Source organism: Akkermansiaceae bacterium (assembly GCA_017798145.1).
GTDB lineage: Bacteria > Verrucomicrobiota > Verrucomicrobiia > Verrucomicrobiales > Akkermansiaceae > Luteolibacter.
Genome location: CP059069.1, coordinates 132436 through 158090 on the forward strand (window position 1 = coordinate 132436; position 25655 = coordinate 158090).

Here is a 25655-nt window from a genome sequence, read left to right on the forward strand (position 1 = left end):
ACGCGAGATCCTCGAGCGCCAGCTCGAACTCACCCGCCTCAACGCCTCCCTCCGCAAGATCGAAACAACAACCCTTCCACCTCCAGGAAACCGAAAAACTCACCCCCTTCGCCTTCACCCTCTGGGCGGAACGTCTGCAGGCAACCCATATCGGGGCCGATGCAGCGACACGGCTGGAAGCGATGCTGCGGGAGCTGAATGAGGTGGGTTGATAAGTAGAAAGCTTTATTGCGTCGAACGCGTGACGCTGCGACAGCCATTCTCATCACCGTCTTTTTCGTCTTATTTGAGTTTTGCGAGGTAGAGCAACTCCTGAGTGGCTACACGAAGATCATCGACTATTTTCTCGATGTCTTTCTTATTGGCCGTGTAACGACGACTGTGGGCCGAACGATCGCCAATATCTTTTAGTTTGGGTAGAGCCTGCTTACAATTACGGCCGATTGTCCATCCTGTTTCTCCTAGCATCGACGTAATCAGATCTCTAAGAAAGAGGTAATCTCCATTCTGGTCTTTTATGTTTTGCTGGAGACCGTGGCTCTCGTAGCACTCGATAATGAGAGTCTCAACTAGCCTTCTGATCATTACCGCGCATCCGTCAAACCAACCCTTCTCGAAGCAGCCATTGATCTGATTTGCAATCTTCTCAATGTAGCCGCGTGTGCCGCGCGTAAGACTGCTTGCAAGCACTTGATGCGTCTCGGCAGGGAGCCCTTCTTCAGGCACATTAGCGAAGCGTAAGAAGTCACTTTGGAGCTGCTGAGAGCGTTTGAAGTAATCTATCCCGAGGTCACTCATTTGGGCGCTCATACAAGTGTTTGCGCATGCTTTCGAAGATTTTTTCAATCTGCTCGGGTGTGCTCTCAGGACTGATATGCACTTGCACATTGATATGAATCTCAGGGGATCCGCTTGACCGGTTATTCGTTGAATCTCCGTGATACATCTCCTTCTTGACGCTTACTGGGTCAGGTTCCGGATCCGAATCGGGATCTGATTTAATTTCCTCTTTCTCATCCGCAGGTTGAACCGTTAGGGCATCTTCATGAACGACGTATTTGCCATCGTCCTGCTTGAGTAATTGAGCCTTCTCGAAAATGTCGGTAAGCGTGTTGATGCCAGTTTTCGTGGTTGGATTGACCACGAGTCCTAATGCTGATGCAACCTTAGCGGTAAATTGGGATTTTGTGATCCCTTTCTGAATCTTTACCATATCAAGAACCGACTTGGTTCGTTCACACCCAAGGAAGACCTGCTTCCAGTTTTGCTTGATATCCTCATCGATATTGTTGCCGATGGCAATAGCTAGATCACGTCCGGGGCCAGTTAATTCCTTATCTCGTCCACCTTGAAGTGCTCCGATGCTTAGAAGGAAGCCGTTGTTCCTTGAAACCATTGTGGAATCGATCCCCGCCTTCGCAGCCACATCTCCTAGACTTGCCTTTCCTTTGCCGCAGACAACATACGCGTGCAGCACCTTGCATACCACGTCGTAACCACTTCCAGGTAATTTGAATTCCTTGTCCTTGCTCATAAATTTATTGTCGTACAGCTTTACAATTAAGCCCCATTACATCTCTAGATCCAAAAACCAGATCCACAACGGTTCTAGCCAGTAATAGAGAGGTAGTGAGAAATTCTGAGTCAGTTCTAGATGGACTCACGTGGAGAGTCGAGGCGATTGTGATGCTGAGATTGGCTGAGGTTTTTCCCTTCCGCCAAACACCCCTCGCATCCTCCCCTCGATCCACCCCGCCAACTCCCCCTCGTTCTTTCTCCCTTCCGTTTTCCCCTTCAACACCTCCGCCGCATCCGCGAACGATTCGTCGTCCAACAATCTCCGCAGTTCACTGGTCACCCGCTCCGTCGTAAAACTCCTCGGAGTCAGGCCGATTCCGGCGCCCAGTTTCTCCAGCCTCGCCGCATTGTCCGGCTGGTCGTGCGCCATGGCCATGACGAGTTGCGGCACCCCGGCACGGAATCCCTGCGCCATCGTCCCGACCCCTCCGTGGTGGACAAATACCGATGTGTGTTCCAGCAGTTTTCCGAAGGGCACGAAATCGACCTGCAGGATTTGATCCTCCATTCCCGGCGGCACACGGTTCTCCATCCGCGTCACGAAGACCGCCCGGATCCCGAGCCGCTTCACCGCCTCCACCGAGGTTTCGAAAAACCTCTCCGCCTGGACATTCGCGCTTCCGGGCGTGAACACCACCGGCTTTTCGCCTGCGGCCAGGAAGTCAGCGAGTTCCTTCTGCATCGGCATTTCCGCACCCAGATCTTCCATCGGGAAATCCCACTGGAGCAGATTTTCCGGCCAGTCCGGCTGGGGCTTCCCGAACCACTCCGGGAACAGCGCCAGCACCCCGTCGGGCGAATCCCACCACTCCCGCCAAAGGCTTTTGGGCGGATCGATCCCATGTTTCGCGCAGATTTTCCGGAGTCCGGGGAGAGCCATCATGTCGATGGGATTGGGCAGGGAAAACAGGAGCCGTTTCACCCAGACCGGCAAGGCTCGGAACCAGCCAAGCCACGGATGCAGAACCGGGGTCTCATGAGCGCTGACGAAAACCATCGGCTGCAGGTGCACGGTGATAAGCGGGATGCCGTGTTTCTGCCTGGCCATCCTCGCACCGAACGCTGTCAGCGGAGCCATCAGCAGATCGACTTTCCCCAATTTCCCGACCTCCTCCAGATACCGCTTCGACCATTTCACCGCGTAATCCATCACCACCTTGGAGCCGACACCGAGCTTCCAGATCCTGCGATCCTTCCCGATCGCCTCCACCTCTTCCATCGTCCCGAGCCCCACGAAATCGATCCCCGCCGCTTCCGCCGCATCGGAGAAGATGCAGGTCGTGACCATGGTCACCCTGTGACCCCGCGCCTTGAGCAGCTTCCCCAACCAGATGAAGGGGAACACATCCCCGGCACTCCCGAACGGCATCAGAACAACATGTCGCATCCGCCCTCAGCCTAGCTCCGGAAAACAATGCGGCAAACCCTTTGCGGAATCGCGGATACGGGCCGAGCATCCGCCATGGACAGCGCCACACTGATCTTCCCCCACCAGCTTTTCGAAACCAACCCTGCGGTCAGCAGCGGCCGCTCGATCTATCTCGCCGAGGATCCTTTGTTTTTCGGAAACGACAGCCACTACCCGGTCAAATTCCACAAGCACAAGCTCGTTCTCCACCGCGCCTCCATGCAGGCGTACACGGACGAACTCCGCGCGGCCGGCCACGCGGTCAACAACATCCCCCACACCAACACCTACCAATCGGCGCTGCCGTCCGGCCTCAAGGAACTCCACGTCACCGATCCCCACGATTTCATCCTGGAGAAGCGCCTCCGTGCCTTCGCCGGAGAGCGTGGAATTGCACTCCACATCCATCCCACCCCCGCCTTCCTTTCGCCCCCGGAATTCCTGGAAGAGCATATCGGGAAAAAGAAAAAGCCCTTCATGGCATCCTTCTACCAGGCGCAGCGGAAGCGCATGGGCATCCTCATCGAAAAGGACGGTTCCCCCACCGGCGGCCAATGGTCCTTCGACGAGGACAACCGCAAGAAGCTCCCCAAGAACTACGAGCCGCCCGCAGCGCCCGAGACCAAATTCAACCACTACACGGAAACCGCCTGCAACCATATCGACGAGTTTTTCCCGGAGAACCCCGGCTTCTCCCATGATTTCCGCTACCCCGTCACCCGCGCCGACGCGAGGGAATGGCTTAAAGTTTTCATCGATGAGCGGTTCGAGGACTTCGGCGCATACGAGGACGCCATTTCCACCGCCCATCCCTTCATCAACCATTCCGTCCTCACCCCGATGCTCAACATCGGCCTGCTCACGCCGCAGGAAATCATCGGTGCGGCGCTAGCGAAAAAGGGAATCCCGCTCAACTCGCTCGAAGGCTTCGTCCGCCAGATCATCGGCTGGCGGGAATTCATGCACGGGATCTACCGGCACCGTGGTACGGAGATCCGGAACATGAATTTCTTCAACCACACCCGCCCCATTCCGCAATCCTTCTACAACGCGACAACAGGCATTCCTCCCATCGACCGCATCATCCGCCAGCTCGATGACGAGGCCTACTGCCACCATATCGAGCGCCTCATGATCCTCGGGAATTTCATGCTGCTCTGCCGCTTCGACCCTGACGCGGTTTACAAATGGTTCATGGAGCTTTTCATCGACGCCTACGACTGGGTCATGGTTCCCAATGTCTACGGCATGTCGCAATTCGCCGACGGCGGCACCTTCACCACCAAGCCATACATCTCCGGATCCAACTACGTCCTGAAAATGTCCGATGAGAAGAAGGGCGACTGGACCGACACCTGGGACGCCCTCTTTTGGACATTCGTCGCCGACCACCAGGATCTTTTCCTCAAGAACCCTCGCTCCTCCATGATGGCCCGCACCTGGCAGAAATTTTCCAAGGAAAAACAGGAATGCTACCGCGAGACCGCGGATGGATTCCTTGATACGCTTTGACGGAAGAAAGCCCCCCAAGGAGCGGCGTTCCCTGACCACAGGACAAACCGAGCATTCTTCCTAACGAGCCGTCGCGGGTCGCGCCACCCTATTCTCGAAACTGCGGGTTCCACAACCCCGGAGGGGTGCCACGAACGTAGCCGGGGGTGCAACCCCCGGAAAAAAGGTGGAAATTTCCTCGCGCCCCGGAGGGCCGCCGGAAATGTTGCTCCATGCCATCGACGCACAGCTCCCTGGTTTTTCACATCGTGTTCTCCACCAAGAACAGGGAGAGATGGTTTTCACCGGATTTCCGCCAAAGGCTCCACGCTTACCTCGGAGGGATGATCCGCAACGCCAGCGGCACGCCGTACGCGGTTGGCGGGACGGACGACCATATCCATCTCCTTGTCGGATTGAAACCGGCCGATTCGATTCCTGATCTCATCCGTGCGCTAAAGGCCGAGTCGTCGAAATGGATCAAAGCGGAGCTGGGGCGGACGGCTTTCGCATGGCAGGAAGGATATGGGGTCTTTTCCGTGAGCGCTTCGGCATTGGAGAAGGTGCGCGAATACGTGCTGGGACAGGAGGAGCATCACCGGACGCGGACGTTCAAGGAGGAGTATGTGGCGATGTTGGAGAAATGCGGGGTTGAGTATGATGATAGACATCTGTGGTAAGCGCCTCTCCGGCGGCCCTCCGGGACGCGATGTCGTTCGGATCACGTGAACCGGGGGTTGCACCCCCGGCTACGTTCGTTGCCACCCCTCCGGGGCGAGAAGAATTCCGTTGCGCGGTCAATCTACGGAGCCGTGACAGCCCTGCCGTTGTCGGCCACGGTGAGCGAGAGGATGAACGGCGCGGCGGTCTCCGCCCACTGCTCGGCGTTTCCGTAGGCCGAAGCGCCCTCACCGAACGCGCTCCGCAACATTTCCGTATCAATGATGCCCGGGTTCATCGCCACCGTGGCAAGCCCTTCCGGAAGTTCCTGCGCCAATGCCTGCGTGAGTCCCTCGATCGCCCATTTGCTCGCACAATAGGGAGCTACCTCCGGCGAGGTAGACCGACCCCAGCCCGATGACATGTTCACGATCATCCCTTTCCCCTCCTCGCGCATCAGGGGAACCACATGCCGGATCACATTCGCCGTGCCGCAGACATTGATCGCCATCAGCCGGTCGAAATCCTTCGCCCCGATCTCCCAGAGCGGGGCGGGCGGATTGATCATCGCAGCGTTGTTGATGACAAGATCCGGAGCACCCGTCCGTCCGAAAGCCTCCGAGCAAAAATCCCGAACCTCATCGTCAGAGGACACGTCACATGTGGAAAAAAAATGGTTGCCCGGAAACTCCCCGCGAAGTTCAGAGATTTTCCCCTCTCGCCTCGCACATCCCGAAACCGTGTGCCCGCCATCCACGAAACGCCTGACTAATGCACGCCCCAATCCTGAAGAACATCCTGTGATCCAAATCGTCATTCCCCATTCTAGCACAGGTGGCGCCCACAGGGGAGCTTGAAGATCCGGTTCCGCCATTGACCAACGCCCGAGCCTGTGCAACCTCCCCGCGTTCATGATTTCCGTCCAATCACTTCGCGTCGAGTTCGGGCCGCGCGTCCTCTTCAACAACCTCTCCTTCTCCGTCCAGCCGCGCGAGCGCATCGCCTTCGCCGGGCACAACGGGGCCGGGAAATCCACGTTGATGAAATGCATCGCCGGGATCATCCCGCCATCCGGCGGCCAGATATCCGCACCGAAAGGCACCAAGGTCGGATACCTCCCGCAGGAAGGCATCCACGTGAAAGGCCGCACCCTCTGGAAGGAAACCGAATCCGCTTTCGGCGAAATCATGGCGCTCAAGGAAAAGGTCGACCGCCTTTCCGACGAGCTCGTCAAACTCGATCCCCGATCCTCACCCTACGGGGAGCTGCTTGAGGAGATCGGCGAGCTTGAGCTCAAGCTCTACGCAAACGACCCATCGCTGATGAAGCCTAAGATCGAGTCCGTCCTGAAAGGGCTCGGCTTCATGGATAAGGATTTCAAACGCGATTGCTCCGAGTTCTCAGGCGGTTGGCAGATGCGCATCGCCATGGCCAAGCTTTTCCTCCAGCAGCCGGAAGTCCTCCTGCTCGATGAGCCGACCAACCACCTCGACATCGAAACCCAGCTCTGGGTCGAGCAATACCTCGTCAACTACCCCGGCGCGATCCTGCTCATCTCCCACGACCGCGCCTTGCTCGACACCCTCTGCACCCGCACCATCGCCTTCGCCCACGGCCGCGCCGAGGAATACGCCGGGAACTTCTCCTACTTCGAGCGCGAGTCCGTCCTGCGGAAGGAAATCCAGCTCAAGCAATACACCGCCCAGCAGCGCGAGATCGCCGAGTCCCAACGCTTCATCGACCGCTTCCGCGCCTCCGCCAACAAGGCCACGCTCGTCCAGTCCCGCATCAAGCTCCTCGCCAAGGTCGTCCGCATCCCCGAACCGGAGCGCGACGACGCGGTCATGAATTTCAAATTCCCGCCGCCACCGAACTCCGGCCACACGGTCGCGAAGGTCGAGAACGTCTCGAAAGCCTACGGCCCGCTCCAGATTTTCAACGGATTCGATTTCGAGATCAACAAGGGCGAGAAGTTCGCCATCGTCGGCCCGAACGGCGCGGGGAAATCCACCTTCTGCCGCCTCGTCACCGCCCAGGAAGATCCGGATGCCGGTGAGGTCGTTCTCGGACACAACGTGAAACCCTCGTTCTTCTCCCAGAACCACGCCGACGAGCTCGATCCCGACCTCACCATCCTAGAAACGGTCCAGGCAGTCGCCTCCCGCGATGCCGCCCCGCAGGTGCGCAACATCCTCGGCTGCTTCCTTTTCACAGGCGATGACGTTTTCAAGAAAATCGGTGTCCTCTCCGGCGGCGAGCGCTCACGTGTGGCGCTCACCTGCATGTTGCTCAAGCCCGCGAACTTTCTCATCCTCGACGAGCCGACGAACCACCTCGACATGCAGTCGCAAGGCGTCCTCCAACGTGCGCTGCTCAACTACCCGGGCTCGGTGATGATCGTTTCCCACAACCGGGATTTCCTCGATCCCCTCGTCACGAAAACCCTGGAATTCCGCCCAGGCGAGGAACCGCGACTATTCCACGGGAACATCGCCTACTACCTCGACAAGAAAGCCGAGGAGAAATCCGCCGGAACCACCCCGACCCGCAAGCCCCCCGCCACCACCGCCGACGCGGAGGTGCGGAAGGACGCCCCGAAAAGGGAATCCACCCCCGGCGTCAACCGCAAGGAGCAGCGCCGCATGGAAGCCATGGCCCGCGAGGCGAAGACAAAAATCCTCGCACCCCTCGAAAAGGAACTCGAAAGCCTCGAAGCGAAGATCGCCGAGCAAGAAGCCGCCCAAGCCACCCTCACCGCCGCCCTCTCCAGCCCACAGATCGCCGAGGATTCGGATAAGCTCCGCCAGACCACCAACGCGGTCGAGAAGATCACCAAGACCCTCGACCTCGCCTACACCCGCTGGTCCTCCCTCACCGAGGAGATCGAGAAGGTGAAGGAGAAGCACGGGCTGTGAGCATGGCGGGCATGCCGCCCTTTCAGTAGCCCGGCGGATACACTTCGAACTCGTTCAGACCGCTCCAGTGGCTGCCACCGACCACGTTGTAGAGCAGGTAACGATAGCTCCGGGCATCAACCGGCAGGATGATATCATCCGATCGGCCTTCGTAGTCCGCGGTGTCCACGAGCGTGCCGGTGGCGATCAGGGTGTAGTCGCTGTCGTCCTGGCTGCCATAAAGTTCATAGACATTTGTGTAATTGGGATACTGCCCGTTGTTGTAGACAAACCAGAGGAAAACCCTCCCGATCTCCTGGACACGGCCGAGATCAAGTTTCAGCCAGTTGGGGTCCCCGGCTGATCCGTGGTCGGTTGATGACCACTGGGTTGCGCGGTCGCCGTCGATCGCGAGTTCAACGCCTTGGTTCGGATAGGAAGCATTCGTCGTGATCGCTTTCCCCAGCGCCAGGTTCCAACCGCTTCCGAGGAGCCTTTCAACCCTGTAGAACCGGGTCGGAGCGGAAGCCGTGGCGGCGGTGTGGGAAACCCGGTTCTGCCCCGCCGGCCCGATGATCAGCGCACCGGGATTCCATGCTTTCAGATCCTCGCTATCCCAGACCCGGAAGCGCGCACCCGGCGTGCTGTTCCATTCCAGCGCCGCCGCCGAGACGGGCACACCTTGCGGAGACAGGCTGAGGCCGAAATCCGTCGGGTGCGCGGAGGCGAGCAGCTGGATCTCGGCCAGATCCAGCGCACGGTCGTAGAGGAACACGTCGTCGATTTTACCCTTCCAGTAGTTCTGAGCCGCGAATGGATGCGATCCCAGCTTCGCGGGTGGCGCCCCGGCAACGAGGGTGCCGTTGGCCACGTGGCTCACTTCCACGCCATCGAGGTAAAGGATTGCCTCCGTCTCCGTCCACACGCCCGCCACATGCGTCCAGCGCCCAAGGTTCGGCAGCGGCCCGGCCGGATTGACGAAGCCGCCGTCCGAACGGTGGCGGAGAACCCATTGCCCGTCCGCGCCAATCGAGGAATCGCCGAGTCCTATCTGGAGGTTGTCGTTTTGCCCGAAGATCAGGTTGAGCTGGTTGAATCCCGTATCATATCCATCGGCCGTAACCCAGGCGGCGAAGGTGCCGGTCGGGTGGTTTCCGGTGAATCCGGGGATGTCGATGGAGTCGTTCCCATCGAAGCGGAAACAGCCATTGGCATGCCCATCCGCATCATCGGAGGGCGTCGCGCCGTTCACCGTTCCGTGGTTGCCGTTGCCGCTGGTGTCGTCCGCGTTGCCATCGAGCGGATAGTGGGCGAGCAGGCCTGCGAGCGGAAACGGCGGCTTGCTGATTGCAATGATTTCCGCCGGGCTCAGCGCCTCGTCGTAGATCCTCAGGTCGTCGACGGCTCCCTTGAACGCGTAGTTCCTATGAACCGAATTCACCCCGATGGCAAGCAGGGCGCTGCTTGGGGAGATCGGCCCGGTGAAGGTATTCGTTTCCGGGAGTTCGGATCCGTTCAGATAGTGGCGGACCGTTGTGCCGTCCCACGTGCTCGCAAGGTGCACCCAAGCACCCTCGGGAATGGTTCCCTGATTGCGGTCAGCAAGGTTCCAACTGCCGTTTGCCGAGAGGAGAACCCCGAAGTTGCCGGCAACCGCACCCTCGGCCGAGCGGTTGTTGACGCCGAACCAATAGGAATTCGCGCCGCTCCTTTCCTTCGCAAGGATAGGTCCATCGCGGTTGATGTCATCGCAGCGCACCCAGGCAGCAAAGGTGATGGCATTGGCGGTGCGGAGGGAGTCGGAGTCGGGGATATCGACCCGCGTGGATCCGCTGCCGGTGGTGCCCGGGAAATATAGCGCGCTGCCGTGTATGCCGGTGATCCAGGTGTCAGGCTGGGGATTGACCAGGGTGCCTGGGTTTCCCATGCCGGAACTGTCCCCGATCGCCGTGCCGGAAGCCTCGTCAAAGGTCCAGTGGCCGATCAATTTGGCATGGGCTGGCGGAAACAGGAGGATGCTCCCGATTACGGCCGCGAGATGACTTAGGGGCTTTTTCATACCATAACAAAGCCCAGCAACGGGAGCCATTCCACGCATCGCTTGCGATTGATCGTGCAGGATTTGCCTACGAGCCTGCATCCAGCCCGCGATCCAATATTCCCGGAACGCAGGAAAATCCTTACAACTCCCGCCCGATCCGGTTTAAGACATTTCCCAGCAACCAACCCACCGCCGCCATGCTCCAAAAAGGAATCCTCAATCCCGACATCCTCCACCTCCTCGCCCGGATCCGCCACACCAACACCCTGGTCATCGCCGACTGGGCCTTCCCCTACTGGGACGAGATCGAAACCGTGGACATCACCCTCTGCCGCGGCATCCCCACCATCACCGATCTCCTCGATCTCCTGCACGACAACTTCAAGGTCGGCCGCATCTGGCAGGCCGAGGAGTTCCTGACCACCAACCCCACCGATGTCGTTGGGAAATACGAAACCTCCTTCAACGGCTTCAAGGGCCTCTATCCCGATGTCGAAGTCACCCGCCTGCCGCACAACGATTTCAAGAAACTCGTCCCCAACGCCATCGGCCTGATCCGCACCGGCGACACCACCGCATACGGCAACGTCATCCTGGAGTCAGTTTAAATAATTATCACCGCAGAGACGCAGAGGTCGCAATGGGACGCAGAGCTTTTCTCAAAGACATTTAAAAACCAAAATCCACCTCTGTGAACTCCTTGTCCTCCGTGGTCAAAAAATCTTCTCCGCGACCCTCAGCGACCTCTGCGCCTCTGCGGTGAACTCTTCTAAATCGAAAAATCATGCGCACCGCCGTCACCCTCTCCCAAGTCCCCGAAGCCGCCGCCGGCCCCTTCGTTTTCCGCCAACCCCTCCCCGAAGCCTTCGCCCTCGCCAAGGAAACCGGATTCGACGATGTCGAACTTTTCCTCCCGGGTCCCGGCCACGTATCGGTCGATGAAATCAAAACCCTCGCCCAAACCCACGGCCTCGGCATCGCCGCCGTCGGCACCGGAGCCGGCATGGTGAAACACGGCCTCTCCCTCACCGATACCTCCCTCGACAAACGCGTCGCCGCCCTCGACTTCCTCGAACAGATGATCGCCTTCGGCGGCCAGCTCGGCGCCCCCGCCATCCTCGGCTCCATGCAGGGGAAATGGGGCGGTGAGGTTTCCCGTGAGCAGGCTCTCGAATGGCTTTCCGAAGCCCTGACCATCGCCGGTCGCACCGCCGCGAAATATCATGTCCCCTTCATCTACGAGCCGCTCAACCGCTACGAGACCAACCTCATCAACCGCCTCGCGGACGGAGCTTCGTTCATTGAATCGAACTCGCTCGAAAACATCGTCCTGCTCGCCGACATGTTCCACATGAACATCGAGGAGCAGGATCTCCCCGCAGCGATCCGCGCAGGCGGCAAGCATGTCGGCCATGTCCACTACGCCGATTCCAACCGCCGCGCCATGGGCTTCGGCCACACCGACCCGAAACCCGTCATCGCCGCCCTAAAGGAAATCCACTACACCGGCCACCTCTCCGCCGAAATATTCCCCCTCCCAGACCCCATCACCGCCGCCAACCAAACCATCCAATCCATCAGCAGCGTTCTCTGACCACCGCAACCCAAGTCTTCCACTGATCACTGATCACTCGGCACTTTCCACTCCTCACCATGATCCCCACCCGTCCACTCGGCAAAACCGGCATCGATCTCCCCATCCTCTCCTTCGGCGCCTCCTCGCTCGGCGCGGAGTTCCGCTCCATCACCCTCGACGAGGCGATGCGCTCCACCAAAACCGCCCTCGACCTGGGCATGAACTTCATCGACACCTCGCCGTTCTACGGACGCGGCATGTCGGAGATCATGCTCGGCCTCGGCCTCAAAGGCGTGCCCCGCGATTCCTACATCCTCGGCTCCAAGCTCGGCCGCTACTCCGACATCCACTTCGATTTCTCCGCGAAACGCGTCGAGGAATCCTGCCACATTTCTCTGCAGCGCATGAAGACGGACCACCTTGACATCATGCTCATGCACGACGTCGAGTTCGTCCCGCTCCCGCAGATCTGGGAGGAAACCCTGCCAGCGCTCATCAATCTCAAGGAACAGGGCAAAGTCCGCGCCATCGGTTTCTCCTGCTACCCGCTGAAAACTTTCCACACCGTCCTCGACCACATCGAGGACGAGATCGACTGCGTTCTCAGCTACAACCGCTACACGCTGCAAAACACCTCCTTCGCGACCGAACTGCTGCCCAGGTTGGAGGCGAAAAACATCGGCGCGATGAACGCCGGCCCCTTCTCCGCCCGCCTGCTCACCAACGCGGAGCTGCCCGAGTGGCTCAAGGAGCCCGAAAACGTGAAACAAGCCGCCAGCGACGCCGCGAAGCTCTGTGCCGACAACGGCGTCGATATCGCCCAGCTCGCCATCCAGTTTTCCTGCGAACACCCTGGCATCGCCACCACCATCGCCGGCTCCGCCAACCCGAACAACATCGCCAAATGGGCCGAATGGCTCGCCAAACCCATAGCCCGCGAGCTCATGGACCAGGTCATTTCCATCTTCGAACCTGTCAAAGACATCGGACACAAGGAAGGCCTCGCCGAAAACAATTAGCCTTGCCGCAAACTGAACGCTGAAACCTAGCAGACTCGTTTCAATCCACCACACCATGACAACCTCCTTCAGGAACTGCGTCTTCTTCTTTGGCCTGATCCTGATCGTAGCGATCCGAGTCCACGCGAATCCTCCGGATCTGACAAAGGATGCCCAGTCCGTGGATCGCAAGCTCACTTACAACCTCGGCGCCACAGGTCTGCGTGGCTGGATTTACACTAAGGCGGAAAATAACCTGGATGCCGCGCAAGGCCGCACGACGCAGGCCAGCCGACAGATCCTCGTCACACATGTTGGCACGGCATCACCGGCGGATGGGATACTACAGGTGGATGATGTGATCATCGGCGTGAATGGAAAGCCATTCTCTGACGATGCCCGCAAAAGCATCGCCATTGCGATCCAGGAAGCGGAAACGGAGGCGAAGCAGGGTGTGCTCAAGCTCCTCATCTCGCGCGGCGGACAAACCAAGGAGATGGCGCTGAAGCTTTCCGTGATCGGAACCTACAGCAAAACCGCCCCTTGGGATTGCCCGAAATCGAAACGCATACTCGATGACGCCGTCCGTATCCTCGCGAAGGAAGAACCCACCGTTGATTGGAAGGGATCAATCCAAGGACTCGCCCTGCTATCCACGGGACAGCCCGAGTTGCTGGCCAAGGCAAAGGAACTCGCCATCAGGATCGCGGCGAAGGAGGTTGATCCGGACAAGAAGCCCGATAGCCCGATATGGGGTGAAACCTGGAGCCAAGGCTACCAGAACCTGTTCCTGTGCGAGTATTATCTCCTCACCAAAGACCCCGATATCCTGCCAGCCATTGACAGGCTGTCGCTGCTTCTCGCACGCGGCCAAGGCATGTACGGCACCTACGGTCATGGTTTTGCGGCTCTGACAAAGGACGGGGAATTCAACGGCTCCGTCCCTCCCTACGGCCCTGTCAACATGGCCGGGCTTCCCGCCAGCTTGTCGATCGTGTTGGCAAAGAAGTGCGGAGTGAACCATCCGGAGATTGATCGGGCCATCGCACGCTCGGCCGGTTTCTACGGATATTTCACGGACAAGGGAGCTATCCCCTATGGGGAACACGAACCATGGCCGTATCATGAAAACAACGGCAAGAACTCAATCGCGGCCGTCATGTTTTCCGCGATGGGCAACAAGCCCACCGAAACCGAATTCTTTGCCCGTATGGCGACGGCGGGATATGCCAACCGCGAGTACGGCCACACCGGGCAAGGCTTCAGCTACGTATGGAGCGCCCTCGGCGCCGCCGCAGGCGGACCGGAAGCGGCCGCCGCGTTTTTCCGCAAGTCCTCATGGCATCTCGACCTTGTACGCCGCTCGGACGGCTCCTTCACCTACGATGGCGGCGAGCAATACAGTCCCGGCCAAACGGATGACGACACTTACTTCGGCAACAGCGGTTACAATGGGCTGAGTCCCGCCGCGACGTATGTCCTTACCTATGCCTTGCCTTTGCGCAAACTGGTCATCACGGGTCGCGATGCCGATCCGTCCACACACCTGAACAAGGATGAAGCCAACGCGACGATCGCAGCGGGGCGCTTTGATCTGGATCGCCGCGCCATGTCTCCACAGGAATTGCTGCAAGCCTTCGACAACTGGTCGCCGATCGTCCGCAGTTGGGCTGCGGAAGAGCTCTCAAGAAGGCCGGAAGCCACATCCATGGTCGCAGAACTCGTCCAGCTCGCCGATGGCGACAGCCCGCACCGCATCCAAGGCGCATGCGAAACCCTCGGAAGGATCAAGGCACCGGAAGGTTTGCCGGTTCTGGTCAAACAGCTGGCTCACCACGATCGTTGGGTGCGCTACAAAGCCGCTCAGGCGATCCGCAACATGGGCGGCGACGCCAAGCCGGCGATCGAGGACATCCTAAGGGCGGTCGTTGCGACCTCGGAGCCGGCCTGGCCGATCCGTTGGGAAGACCCCGTCCAGATCGCACAAGGCCAATTGGCTGCCGCGGTCTTCAACGGCCCCCTGAAGGAAGAGGTCAATAATATGGACCCGAAGTTGCGATACGCCGCCATCCGTGCGGTATCGCAGAATGCGGATGGGATGGCACGCGCCACACTCAGGGATTTCTTCGAGAATCGCCTGAGCGAGGAGGATGTCAGCGCGCTGGCCCCCACGATTCTCGCCGCTGTTGAAACACCCAGTCCGGCGGATACCATGTTCAACAACGAGATCCGGATGGCCGGATTGAAGGCGCTCAGCAAATACAATTTCAAGGAATGCATTCCCGCCGCGGCCGCGCTTGCGAAAACCCAAGGCGGGCACGGCAGCGAACACAGAACCAAGGAAATCATGGCCATCATCACCGGATATGGTTCGGCGGCAAAGCCGGTGATTCCCGCATTGAGGGAAGTGATCGAAGTTTTCAACCGCGACACCGCAGCCAACCTGTTTCCACCATCCTTGAACACGGTTCGTGTTGGCGATATCGAAAATGCCATCCGTACCATCGAGGAAGCGACCACCCAGCCCGAAATACGCAGCATCAAAACCCGTTGATCGCCGACAACAAATTTCCCGAAATGACCGGCTTCCACACCATCAAGGATTGAAACAGCCACAGTCTTCCCTGAAAACTCGCAAACTTATGCACGCCATCGAATTCACCGAACCGAAAAAGATCACCGTCATCGACCGCCCCAACGAGGACAATCCCGCCCCCGGCGAAGCCGTCGTCCGCACCCACCGCATGGGCATCTGCGGCACCGACCTTTCCTGCTATCTCGGGAAGTTCCCGTTCTTCGCCTACCCCCGCACACCCGGCCATGAACTCGGGCTGGAGGTCGTCGCCGTCGGCGAAGGCGTCACCAACGTGAAGCCAGGCGACAAGTGCTCGCTCGAGCCCTACGTCAACGACCCGGAAACACCGACCTCGAAAAAGGGCTCCTCCAACTGCTGCCCCGGCGTGCAGGTGATCGGAGTCCACAACAACGGCGGGCTACGCAAGGGCACTTTCATCGTCCCCGCCCGCAAGCTCCACCCCGGCAACGACCTTTCCTACGACCAGCTCGCCCTCGTCGAGACCCTCGCCATCGGCTACCACGCCGTCCAGCGCGGCAATCCGAAGCCCGGCGAAACCGTCCTCGTCATCGGCGCCGGCCCCATCGGCCTCGCCTGCCTGGAGTTCCTGAAACTCATGGAAGGCGTGAACGTGATCGTCATGGACATGGTGCAGGGACGACTCGATTTCTGCGCGAAGAACCTCGGCATCAAGAACGGAGTCCTCGCCAAGGCCGACGGCTCCCACCTTGCGGATCTTGAGAAAATCACCGACGGTCACCTCGCCGACGTGATCATCGATGCCACCGGCTCGCCGCGCTCGATGTCCACCTGCTTCGAGTTCGCCGCCTTCACCGGACGCGTCGTCTATGTCGGCATCACCACCTCGGATCTACAGTTCCCCCACGCCCCGGTCTTCCACCGCCGCGAGCTCACCCTGCTGGCCTCCCGCAACGCACTCCCCTCCGATTTCCCCGAAATCATCGATCTCATCCGCCAAGGCAAAATCAACACCGACATCTGGATCACCCACCGCATCTCCTTCGAAGATGTCCCCGAAAAATTCGACCAATTCACCGATCCCAACCTCGGAGCGATTAAGGCCATCATTGAAGTCCGGTAACGGCGATCTTCGGTCGCCGTTTAAATGAAAATGAATGAATACTAGATATTTGCTTTTTCATTCAGGGCGGAGAATACGCTGGTGAGCCGGACCGGGAAGGGGATAAGGGGGGGTGGAGCCACCGCCCTCACCACACCATTTCGCGCTAGCCAGACAGCCCGTAAGGTGCTTAGCAAGCCGTGCGGGAGAGGCTCCCGAGCGTATGAATCCTGCAACCTCCGGACAACCCGGCCATACGCCGAAAATCGCTGCGACAACAATTGCCGCCCTTGGGATTGTATTCGGGGACATCGGCACCAGCCCGCTCTACGCCTTCCGCGAGTGTTTCTCCGGCCCCCACGGAGTGCACATCGACCCGCGCAACCTCATCGGCGCGGCCTCGCTGGTCGTTTGGTCGCTGCTGCTCGTGGTATCGGTCAAATACCTCTTCATCATCCTGAAACTCGACAACAAGGGCGAGGGCGGCATCCTCGCCCTTTCCGCCCTGATCCGGGGTGCGACAAAGCAGGACAGCGGCAAGAGGGCGAAAAAATCCTGCTTCTTCGGCCTCGCGGGAGCCGCGCTGATCTACGCGGATGGCATGCTGACTCCCGCCATTTCCGTACTGAGCGCCGTGGAAGGCCTTTCCGTCAGCGCACCCATGCTCGCTCACTGGGCAGTGCCAGCCGCCGTAGGTATCCTTGCAACGCTGTTTGCCATCCAGCGCTTTGGAACAGGCAAGGTCGGCGTCCTCTTTGGCCCCATTGTCCTGCTGTGGTTCGCAACCATCGGGTTCCTGGGACTTAGGGGAATCATCAACCAGCCGCAGGTGCTGCTCTCGCTGAGCCCTGTCGAAGGGCTTGGCTTCCTCATCCGCGAGTGGACCCACGCATTTCCCCTGCTTGCCGCCGTGTTTCTGGCTGTCACGGGAGGGGAAGCCCTTTACGCGGATCTCGGGCACTTCGGTGCGCGCCCCATCCGCATCGGCTGGTTCAGCCTGGTGCTGCCGTGCCTCGTGCTTAATTACCTCGGTCAGGCCGCGCTGCTCACGGCGGATGCCGCCGCCATCCGCAGCCCCTTTTTCCTGCTTGCACCGCAAGGCCTGCGCTTCCCACTTACCCTGCTGGCCACCGCCGCCGCCATCATCGCCAGCCAAGCCCTCATCACCGGAGCGTTTTCGCTAACAACCCAGGCCATCCAGCTCGGCTGCCTGCCGCGTTTCCTCGTCCGCCATACCTCGGTGCACTCCGCCGGGCAGGTCTATGTGCCCATGGTGAATTGGATGCTCGCCTTCTCCTGCATTCTTCTCGTCGTCACTTTCGAGACATCCGCCGCGCTTGCCGGTGCATACGGCATCGCCATCGCACTGACCATGGCCATCACTTCCATTCTCTTCTTCTCCGCCGCGCGCGCCTACTGGCACTGGTCTTTCGCCAGGGCATTCCTCCTCACCGCCGCATTCCTCGTGATCGATGGCGCGTTCCTCGCCGCAAATGCCCTGAAAATCGCCCACGGCGGATGGCTGCCACTCGTCGTCGGCGGCGCGGTGATGGGGCTGATGCTGATCTGGATCTGGGGCAGGGAACGGCTTTACAAGCGCATCATGGCCGGCGCTCTCCCAGTCCGCGACCTTCTCGCCGAACTCGCAAAGGGCAGGATACACCGCGTCGGAGGCACCGCCGTTTACATGAGCGGGAAAGACACGAAAATCCCCAATGCCCTGCTCCACAACCTAAAGCACAACCAGGTCCTCCACCAGCAGGTCATCCTTCTCCACGTCTCCACATCCGACGAACCGCACGCCTCCGGCCCCGATACCCTCAGCCATGAGGATCTCGGGGAGGGAGTCCACCGCATCACCCTCCAGTTCGGCTTCGCCGACACGCCCGATGTCCCCCTGGCGTTCAAACAGCCGCTGCCCGATGGCCTGCAATTCAACCCGGCCAAGGCCACCTATTTCCTGGGCCGGGAAACATATGGAATCGGCAAGAACGCGGGCCTCTTCGACCGCGCACGTCTGTTCCTCTTCGCAATCATGGCGCGCAACGCCTCGCCCGCCACGGCGTATTTCAAGCTGCCGCCCGGCCGGGTCGTCGAACTCGGCTCGCAGGTCACGCTCTGAATGGGTCAGATATTACCGAAGCCACCCGGATGAAACCAACATCTGGCGCTGGTGGCAGGCATGCACTCCCCTTCAAAGGCTTGCAGCGCTTCTTCAGGTCGGTGAGCCCGGCTACGACAGCGCAGAAGAGCGCTAGCGGTCGTTCATCGGGTCATTCCTCCCCCTACCTGGATGACGTGGTTTCTCCTGAAAAAATCCTTGTAATCATCAATGGATGATATCGAATGAACAAATGAAATAGGTATGAGTGTTCTCCATAAGAGAACCATACCAGGCAAAAAATTCAGAGACGTATCATGAAGAACGCATCCAAAACCCCTCGACTCATGCTTCCCACCCTTGCCGTGGCACTCATCGCGGGTTCATCGGCCAGTGCAGCCGTGATCTACGCCGATGATTTCAACCGCGCCAATAATGGAGCCATCGGAACCACTTCGGTCGGAGGATTCAGCTGGGTCCAAACAGGCCGAACAACCGCAACCTCTACCTTGGCAAACGAGCTGCGCGCAGGGAATGGCGGTGACCAATCCGACGGGGCTGCGTATGTCAACTTTGACCTCAATGCAGTGGAGACTTATACCGTCTCCTTCGCCCTAAGGATCGACTTGATCCAGGTGAACGGCAACTTTGCCTTCAGCCCCCGCATCCAGAACACGACCGCCGATGGCACCGCAGCCCACTGGTATTTCGATACGGATGCGAACCTCAACGGCAGCGGTTCGGCGGATTTGTTTTTCAACGGGGTGTCGGTCCTTGCGGATGTGCTGCCCATGGGCACGACGGTCGATGTTTCGATGGAGGTTTCCGGCAACAACGCGACGCTGCAGATCAAAAACGGAGCGACCACCCTCGTCACCGACACGCGCAGTCTGGGTTCTTTCTACAACAACTCGACGGCGGATTACGCCGTCTTCGCCTATAACAATACAGGGGGATCGTCCCGAGGGTTGAGTGCGTATGTCGATGACCTGAACGTGATCCCCGAACCTTCCTCGATCGCCCTTCTCATCGTCGGGTCGCTCGGCTTGCTCTGCCGGAGGCACCGCAAAGCGTGATCGTCTGTCGCGGAGCCTGTATCCGCCTCCAAACCTACCCTGGCCGAGACAAACCCAAGTATGGGTTTTCGTCGCGATATGTTCCCGGCTTCATGTCAATGAATGCCAGGAATCTGCTTTGGGGGAGAAGGCCGTCGAAAGAGCAGGGTGGCCGGACCGGAGATGGGGAAAAGGAGGGTGTCGGGAAATTGAAATTACTTCCGGCGGCGGCGGAGGAAACCAAGCCCCGCAAGCCCGAGAAGGGCTGCGGACGAGGGCTCCGGAACTGGATCCGCAGTTATTCGCTTTTGGGGGGAAGGCACCTGATGGAGCAAGAGGCCAGCCTGGAGGGCGGGGGAATGGGGTGTTTGGGTAAAGCTGAAATGCTGGAATTTAGAAATCACGCATGCAGTTTGCCTAGCCCTTTGAACATGCCTTTGAGCATTCTGAGAAGACCCGCCCGGGCGGTGGATCCCCTGGGTTCCGATCCGAGAATCCGCGCCCGGATCGGGCGCGGGGATGCAGGCGGCTCAGCGCTTGCGGCGGAGGAGTGCGGCGGCACCGAGCAAGGCGAGGAGCGAGGTGCCGGGCTCGGGAATCGCGGTGATCGTGATGAAGCTCGTGCCGGTTCCCCCGTTGAGTCCCGGCGAGCTATCGAAGTAGTTGATCATCCAATCGCCACCTGCGTCGGTGAAGAGCGCGCCGTCGGCAAGGCCTGCGAAGGTGTTGGTCAGGTTCCCGGTCTGGTAGGCGAAGAGGGTGAACTTGTCGTTGGGCGTGTAGCTGCCCAACTGGACGAGGTTCAGGGTCGCCCCGCCGAGATCGAGCGTGGCGGAGACGTTGCCGAGATCCGCGGTGTTGGAGCCGCCGGTCATGTCGTAGAGGAAGGTGGAGCCGGAGCCGAGCGTAAGGGCTGAGAAATCAACGGTTCCGGGCGAGCTGCCGATCGCAAGCTGGGTGCTGACAGTGAGCGAGCCCAGGACCGCGCCGTTGCCGGAGAGGTTGGCCACCGTGTAGCCACCCGATTTCGCGGAGACATCGAAGGTGCCGCCGCCCAGAACCACGCCGCTGGTGTTGTCGATCGTCCCTGTGGAGCTCAGGGCGAGGGTGCCGCCGTTTACCGTGGTGGCACCGGTGTAGGTGTTGGTGCCGCCGAGGGTGAAATTGCTCAAGCCGGTCTTGGTAAGGGCGAGAGTGGCGCCGGCACCGGTGTTCCGGATCGCGCCGGCGAAGGTACTGTTGGCGGTCGCGTTCACCGTGAGGGTGGAGTTGGTGGAGGCTGCGGTGTTGTCCACCACGCTGTTGCCGGCGGTGTTTGTAATGAGGCCGCCGACCGTCTCGTTGAAGCCGTTCATTTCAAGCGTCGAGGTGACGCCCGTTGCGGGGCTGAAAACCACGGAGGTCGCGTCCGGCACGACACCGGAGTTGCCCAGGCGCAGCGTGCCCGAGAAAATCGTGGTGTTGCCGGTGAAGTCGTTGCCGGTGTTGCTCAGGGTCAGCCTCGGATTGCCCGAGCTCTGGATGTTGATCACGGAGCCGCCGCTGATCTTGCCGCTGATCGTGGTGTCGGTGTTGGCGCTGTTGACGTTGATGGAAGCTAGGCCGGAGACCGCCCCCGCCAGGGTCGCATTCGTTCCGGAGTTCAGGTTGATCTGGCCGAGGCCGTCGCCGCTGATCGTGCCGTTGTAGACCCAGCCCACCGTGTTCCGGATGTTGAAGTTGCTCGGGTTGCCATTGATGACCACGTTGTTCGAGCTTAAGATCGTGCCGTTCGGTTGGAGGCGAAACACGGAGCCGTTGCTGATCGTGGTGGTGCCGGTGTGGTTCGTCGCCGCGCTGAGTTCCAGGGTGGCTCCGTCGACGTTGAAGTTCACTCCCGTGCCCGTGATATTGCCGTTGATCCTGTTGGTTGTGGAGGATCCGTTGGAAGTGAAGGTTGCCCCGTTGCCGATGGCCAGCGTGCCACCGATGGTGACCCCGCCGGTGCTGCCATCCGAATAGATGGTTGAACTTCCGGTTGTGGTAATATTGCCATTCCAGGTCAGCAAGCGGCTGTTGCCCCCGCCCTGCCGCAACCAGGCGTTGTTCAATTCCAGGTCGTTGGCGAAAGTGTAACTTGCTGCCGTCGGATAGATCGTGCCGGCGTTCATGACCACCTTGTTGGTGCCGAAGGCGCTATTGTTGCCCGGTTGGATGGTGCCCCCGTCGCCGGTGATGATGCCGGAGTAGCCGGTGCTGGCGCCGTTGAGGACCAAACTGCCTGTGCCGAGCTTCTGCAGGTTGCCGCTACCTGATAGGGGTCCAGCCACGATGAGCGCGCTGGTCGAGTTGTTGGTCCAGGATTGGTTGACGTTGAGAATCGTAGTGAGTGTTCCGTAGCTACTGACCGGAGTCTGGCTAATTGTCACCGGTCCCGCACCCGAGTTCATGGTGATCCCGCCGCTGCCGATCGTGAGAGAGCCGGTGGAGTTGGCGCCTCCCGCGCGGAGGTTTGTGGCTCCGCTGGTGCTGAAGGTGACGGAATTCGCGGATCGAGCGCCGCCTGCCAGGCTGACGGTGGCGGCGGTGGTGTTGTTGGGGTCGATGTTAAAAAAGACATTGTCCGCTGCGCCCGGATTCCCGGCCGGATCCGTCCCACCAGCCGCCGTGGTCGCCCATGCGGTGTTGGTGGTCCAATTTGCGGCGGCTGCGGCGTCCCAATAAAAATCGGCGGCGGATGCGGACTTGATTGCGAATAGTGCGGAGAGCGCGGTGGCGAAGGATGCGGTCAGTCGGGAAACGGAAGGGTTTTTGGGTTTCATGGATTTGATGTCGTATTCGACAGTGGGTTTCTCGCATTTCTTAGTGCCCCGTCAAATCTTCTAGTCTGGACAACTGCCTTCCGGATCAGGTAGATTCATCCCGCATGGGACGATTGGTCATCACCACGGCGGCGGAGCAGGTGGCTTGGCACCTTCGGGCGGAGATTTTGGCCGGGTTGAGGAGGGGGAAGATGCCGGGCGGTGACAAGCTGGCGGCGGAGCTGGGGATCGGCTGCAACACGGCGGAGGCTGCGCTGGATTTGTTGGAAAGGCAGGGCTTGCTGTTGAGCCGGGGCAGCCGCCGCGGGCGATTGATCGCGGAAATCCCCGCGTCCGTGAAAAACCGGTCATTGCGGGTGGCGATCCTGACGAGCGAGTCCGTGGATCGGGGCATCGACTACATGATCGAGATCGAGCACGAGCTGGCAGGCCGGCCACATACGGTGATCCAGGTGGCGAGGGGGATGGTGGAACTGGGTATGGATTTGCGGAGGATATCGAGCTTGGTGGAGCAGACGGAGGCGGACGCGTGGTTGGTGTTGGCCGCGCCGCAGGATGTGATGGAGTGGTTCGCGGCAAGGGGAACGCCGTGCTTCGCGATCTTCGGACGGCGGCAAGGCCTGCCGGTGGCGGGTGCGGGGCCGGACAAGCGCGCGGCGCTGCTGGAGGCGACGCGGCGACTGGCGGGGCTGGGGCACCGGCGTATCGTGCTGTTCGCGCGGCCGCGGCGGCGTTTGCCGACACCCGGTCTTTCCGAGCAGGCCTTCCTGGATGAGTTGGAGGCGCTGGGCTTGCCGGTTGGGAATTACAACCTGCCGGCGTGGGAAGAGAGGCCGGAGGGTTTCCATGCGAGGCTGGACTCGCTGTTCCGTGTCACGCCGCCCACCGCGCTGATCATCCAGGAAGCGCCGTCCTTTCTCGCGACGCAGCAATTCCTGTCCATGCGGCGGATCAGCGTGCCGGGCGATGTTTCGTTGGTCTGCACGGATCACAGCCCGGTCTTCGATTGGTGCCGGCCCTTGGTTTCGCACATCCGCTGGGAAAGCAGGCCGCTGGTGAACCGGGTGCTGAAATGGGCGTCGAACGTGGCAAGCGGCAAGGCGGACAGGCAGCAGTTGGAGATCGCGGCGAAGTTCGTGGAGGGCGGGACGATCGGGCCGACGGCGAAACGGCAGTGAGCGGGTCGCCGGGCGGTTGACCCGCGCGGCAGATGCGGCGGTTGTCTACAAGGTGAGAGACATTCCGTTTATGAACAACGGCCGGAACCTTGCCCTTACCGCCTGCGACGACGCAACAGGCAGACTCCTCCGAGTCCAAGCAGGGCGGTCAATGACGGCTCAGGAACCTCAACGATGCTGATGCCGTCGATGTTGAGGCGGCTGCCGGCTTCCTGCATGGTGACGCTGATCGTGCTGGATGCTCCGGAATCGATCCCGAATGTGATTCCCGGGCTCCAGGTGGAATAATTGTTCTGGTTTCCCGCTGTGGTGTATTGGGTGAGGAAGGTGCCGGCCGAGCTGGTGCCCTCGTAAAAGTTATGCTTCATCTGCCCGGATCCCGCATTGTAAACGAACATGGTGATCTCATATACGGTGTTCGCTTTCAGGCCGGTGAATGTGAATGCGGCTTCCGCATTGGCGTTGGTGGTGTGATACCATTGCCCGAAATCCATCACCAGGTTTCCCGCCGCGGCGTTGTTGCGGTTACGGTGCGCGCTGGCGTTGAAACCAGTAACGGCGAGATCCATGGTGATGCCGTTATTCGTAGCGCTGTAGGTGCCGCCGCTGCCGGGCGCGATGGAGGTGAACCCGGACTGGTTGGGGCCGCCCGCTCCATTGAAATCGAAACCAGCGGTGACGTTGGCAAAAAAGGTGGTTGGATCAAAGGACGTCAGGGGTGTGATCGTGGTGGCCCCATGGGCGGTCACGGTCAATACGGCCAGCGGAATTATCGAGACGAGCTTGTTGTGGGAGTTCATGTGCTAATTCTTCTAAATAAAAACAGTGCTTATTATGGATTTGCCGCCACTCACGTCAAGAATAAAAGGGCAGAAAAAGGGGCTGCGTGATTGCCTCGTTGAAACGGACAATGAAACGATTTTCCGGGATCGCGCTGGAGGGTTTGTTTCTATGGGGTCATTCTATGGGCTCAGGTCTTTCGGATTGATATTTCCAGAGATTTTCCGGCATTCATCCGACCGGTACGGCATCACCATTCCGCAGAAGACCCTGCCTGCACTACCAATCAATCCAAGAATCAATCCGAAAGGACTGACCCCAATAAGAAACCATTCATTGCACGCCGGAGGTGTGCCCGCCGGGCGTGTCGGCCATGGGGAGCCGGGATGGAAATTCGCCGAGACATTCGCGCCAATGTTTCGGCGATTCATTTTGGCAAACGGCATAAGCCAAGAGGCAGGGACTTTTTATCCCTAAAAGTCCATATCTGACGGCCGTATCCATTCAGTCGCTTGCTTCCCGTGCATCGAGCCGCGAGATATGGACGGCAAGGATTGCCATCCCTGCCGACAGGCCAAGGCATGAAAAAACCCACTCCCCATGAGGGAAGTGGGTCTCAATGAAGTTTCGATCGAACGAAGTCAGATCACTTGCGGCGGCGCATGATCAGAGCAAGTCCGGCGAGCCCGAGAAGGGCGGAGGAGGATGGCTCAGGCACGGCAGTGATTAGGATGTTGTCGTAGGTATGTGAGGTGCCGTTTGCTCCGCCGGTAGTGCCGACGGGACTGGGGCGAAGCTTACGGATGCGGAAGTAGGCAGTGTCAGTAAGACCCGTGGTAATCGTATAGGATTTGGAGAGCCAGACTCCTAAATCCGTGTCGCCGGTGAAGGTATCCAGAAGGACAGGACTGGTGAACGCTTGGTCGCTGGAATACTCAACCACTTGGTGGTAGTTTGCGGTGTTCTGCTTCAAATCAAACGAGAAGGTGACTGAAGTATAAGCGCTGAGAGCAAGTGCGTTGCGGTTCAGCCACGCGCCGTTGGAGGATCGGATGCGGATTGCGCTGCCGGCATTCGTGCCGACGCCGTATGTGCCACCGAAGCCGCCTTGGTCAAGGAGAACGTTCCCGCCTGACCCAGCCCCATTCAACGTGGTCGGGTTGTCTTGGTTTAGCCCGTAACCCACCGATGAGTGCAGGGTTGAGTCGACGTTGATGTCGGTGCTGGTTTTCGTGTACTCCCAGGTTTCGCTGAGAATAGTGACAGCTGCGTTTGCAGAGCCGACGGTCGTGACGAGGCCGGCGAGAAAACCAAATGCTTTCATTCTTGCTTGGATATTCATAGTTGGTTTTGGATACATTGTTGATTTGTCTATGCTGCGAAGGAGGCAATCACCTTCCATGACTAAGACATTCAAGCCAGAGTGCGTGGGCACCGC

Annotated in this window: 21 protein-coding genes; 12 read left to right on the top strand and 9 right to left on the bottom strand. The window is 59.6% G+C overall.

All coding sequences use genetic code 11. The features are described from left to right. Window positions 1-282: 282 nt before the first annotated feature. From HZ994_00655 to HZ994_00665, 3 genes are all read right to left on the bottom strand, one after another. Entirely contained in the window at window positions 283-798 is a 516-nt protein-coding gene (locus HZ994_00655; GenBank protein ID QTN30896.1) for a DUF4145 domain-containing protein, read from the bottom strand. After that, window positions 791-1534, bottom strand: coding sequence for a hypothetical protein (locus HZ994_00660; protein ID QTN30768.1), 744 nt, complete (start codon window positions 1532-1534; stop codon window positions 791-793). Before HZ994_00660 ends, HZ994_00655 begins: the two co-directional genes overlap by 8 nt. Window positions 1535-1660: 126 nt before the next feature. Next, entirely contained in the window at window positions 1661-2947 is a 1287-nt protein-coding gene (locus tag HZ994_00665) for a glycosyltransferase family 1 protein (GenBank protein QTN30897.1), read from the bottom strand. Window positions 2948-3040: 93 nt separating this feature from the next. On the opposite strand from HZ994_00665, the gene HZ994_00670 reads away from it, so the two are divergent. Together HZ994_00670 and tnpA are read left to right on the top strand one after the other, a co-directional pair. Continuing rightward, on the top strand, window positions 3041-4498 hold the full coding sequence (locus tag HZ994_00670) for a cryptochrome/photolyase family protein (GenBank protein ID QTN30898.1): 1458 nt from the start codon (window positions 3041-3043) through the stop codon (window positions 4496-4498). A 212-nt stretch (window positions 4499-4710) separates the two neighbouring features. Further along, window positions 4711-5157, top strand: a complete 447-nt coding sequence (tnpA, locus tag HZ994_00675) for an IS200/IS605 family transposase (GenBank protein ID QTN30899.1) — start codon at window positions 4711-4713, stop codon at window positions 5155-5157. A 122-nt stretch (window positions 5158-5279) separates the two neighbouring features. Here the strand turns inward: tnpA and HZ994_00680 are convergent, their stop codons facing one another. Further along, on the bottom strand, window positions 5280-5954 hold the full coding sequence (locus HZ994_00680; GenBank protein ID QTN30900.1) for an SDR family oxidoreductase: 675 nt from the start codon (window positions 5952-5954) through the stop codon (window positions 5280-5282). Between the two features lie 94 nt (window positions 5955-6048). On the opposite strand from HZ994_00680, the gene HZ994_00685 reads away from it, so the two are divergent. Next, complete coding sequence (locus HZ994_00685; protein QTN30901.1) at window positions 6049-8052, top strand: ABC-F family ATP-binding cassette domain-containing protein; 2004 nt, start codon at window positions 6049-6051, stop codon at window positions 8050-8052. 22 nt (window positions 8053-8074) lie between these two features. On the opposite strand, the gene HZ994_00690 is transcribed toward HZ994_00685, so the two are convergent. Then, on the bottom strand, window positions 8075-10090 hold the full coding sequence (locus HZ994_00690; GenBank protein ID QTN30902.1) for a discoidin domain-containing protein: 2016 nt from the start codon (window positions 10088-10090) through the stop codon (window positions 8075-8077). Window positions 10091-10269: 179 nt separating this feature from the next. Here HZ994_00690 and HZ994_00695 point away from each other — a divergent pair, with 179 nt between their 5' ends. From HZ994_00695 to HZ994_00725, 7 genes are all read left to right on the top strand, one after another. After that, on the top strand, window positions 10270-10680 hold the full coding sequence (locus tag HZ994_00695) for a transport protein RbsD/FucU (GenBank protein ID QTN30903.1): 411 nt from the start codon (window positions 10270-10272) through the stop codon (window positions 10678-10680). Between the two features lie 176 nt (window positions 10681-10856). Further along, window positions 10857-11666 (top strand): sugar phosphate isomerase/epimerase, encoded by an 810-nt coding sequence (locus tag HZ994_00700; protein ID QTN30904.1) that lies wholly within the window; start codon window positions 10857-10859, stop codon window positions 11664-11666. Window positions 11667-11728: 62 nt separating this feature from the next. Further along, window positions 11729-12667 (top strand): aldo/keto reductase, encoded by a 939-nt coding sequence (locus HZ994_00705; protein ID QTN34285.1) that lies wholly within the window; start codon window positions 11729-11731, stop codon window positions 12665-12667. Between the two features lie 55 nt (window positions 12668-12722). Then, complete coding sequence (locus HZ994_00710; protein QTN30905.1) at window positions 12723-15200, top strand: HEAT repeat domain-containing protein; 2478 nt, start codon at window positions 12723-12725, stop codon at window positions 15198-15200. Window positions 15201-15288: 88 nt separating this feature from the next. Beyond that, complete coding sequence (locus HZ994_00715; GenBank protein QTN30906.1) at window positions 15289-16323, top strand: zinc-binding alcohol dehydrogenase family protein; 1035 nt, start codon at window positions 15289-15291, stop codon at window positions 16321-16323. A gap of 202 nt (window positions 16324-16525) precedes the next feature. Next, window positions 16526-18424 (top strand): KUP/HAK/KT family potassium transporter, encoded by a 1899-nt coding sequence (locus HZ994_00720; GenBank protein QTN30907.1) that lies wholly within the window; start codon window positions 16526-16528, stop codon window positions 18422-18424. Window positions 18425-18720: 296 nt separating this feature from the next. Continuing rightward, entirely contained in the window at window positions 18721-19479 is a 759-nt protein-coding gene (locus tag HZ994_00725) for a PEP-CTERM sorting domain-containing protein (GenBank protein QTN30908.1), read from the top strand. Window positions 19480-19673: 194 nt separating this feature from the next. Here the strand turns inward: HZ994_00725 and HZ994_00730 are convergent, their stop codons facing one another. Beyond that, window positions 19674-19781, bottom strand: a complete 108-nt coding sequence (locus HZ994_00730) for a PEP-CTERM sorting domain-containing protein (GenBank protein QTN30909.1) — start codon at window positions 19779-19781, stop codon at window positions 19674-19676. A gap of 207 nt (window positions 19782-19988) precedes the next feature. Beyond that, window positions 19989-22259: an autotransporter-associated beta strand repeat-containing protein gene (locus HZ994_00735; protein QTN30910.1), complete on the bottom strand. Its 2271-nt coding sequence runs from the start codon at window positions 22257-22259 to the stop codon at window positions 19989-19991. A gap of 104 nt (window positions 22260-22363) precedes the next feature. Between HZ994_00735 and HZ994_00740 the strand changes: the two genes are divergently transcribed. Beyond that, window positions 22364-23437: a substrate-binding domain-containing protein gene (locus HZ994_00740; GenBank protein QTN30911.1), complete on the top strand. Its 1074-nt coding sequence runs from the start codon at window positions 22364-22366 to the stop codon at window positions 23435-23437. A gap of 95 nt (window positions 23438-23532) precedes the next feature. On the opposite strand, the gene HZ994_00745 is transcribed toward HZ994_00740, so the two are convergent. Continuing rightward, entirely contained in the window at window positions 23533-24237 is a 705-nt protein-coding gene (locus tag HZ994_00745; protein QTN30912.1) for a PEP-CTERM sorting domain-containing protein, read from the bottom strand. A 34-nt stretch (window positions 24238-24271) separates the two neighbouring features. Between HZ994_00745 and HZ994_00750 the strand changes: the two genes are divergently transcribed. Beyond that, a complete protein-coding gene (locus tag HZ994_00750; protein QTN30913.1) occupies window positions 24272-24694 on the top strand; it encodes a hypothetical protein in 423 nt (140 codons plus the stop codon). A 169-nt stretch (window positions 24695-24863) separates the two neighbouring features. On the opposite strand, the gene HZ994_00755 is transcribed toward HZ994_00750, so the two are convergent. Continuing rightward, window positions 24864-25559 (bottom strand): PEP-CTERM sorting domain-containing protein, encoded by a 696-nt coding sequence (locus HZ994_00755; protein QTN30914.1) that lies wholly within the window; start codon window positions 25557-25559, stop codon window positions 24864-24866. Window positions 25560-25655: the final 96 nt, after the last annotated feature.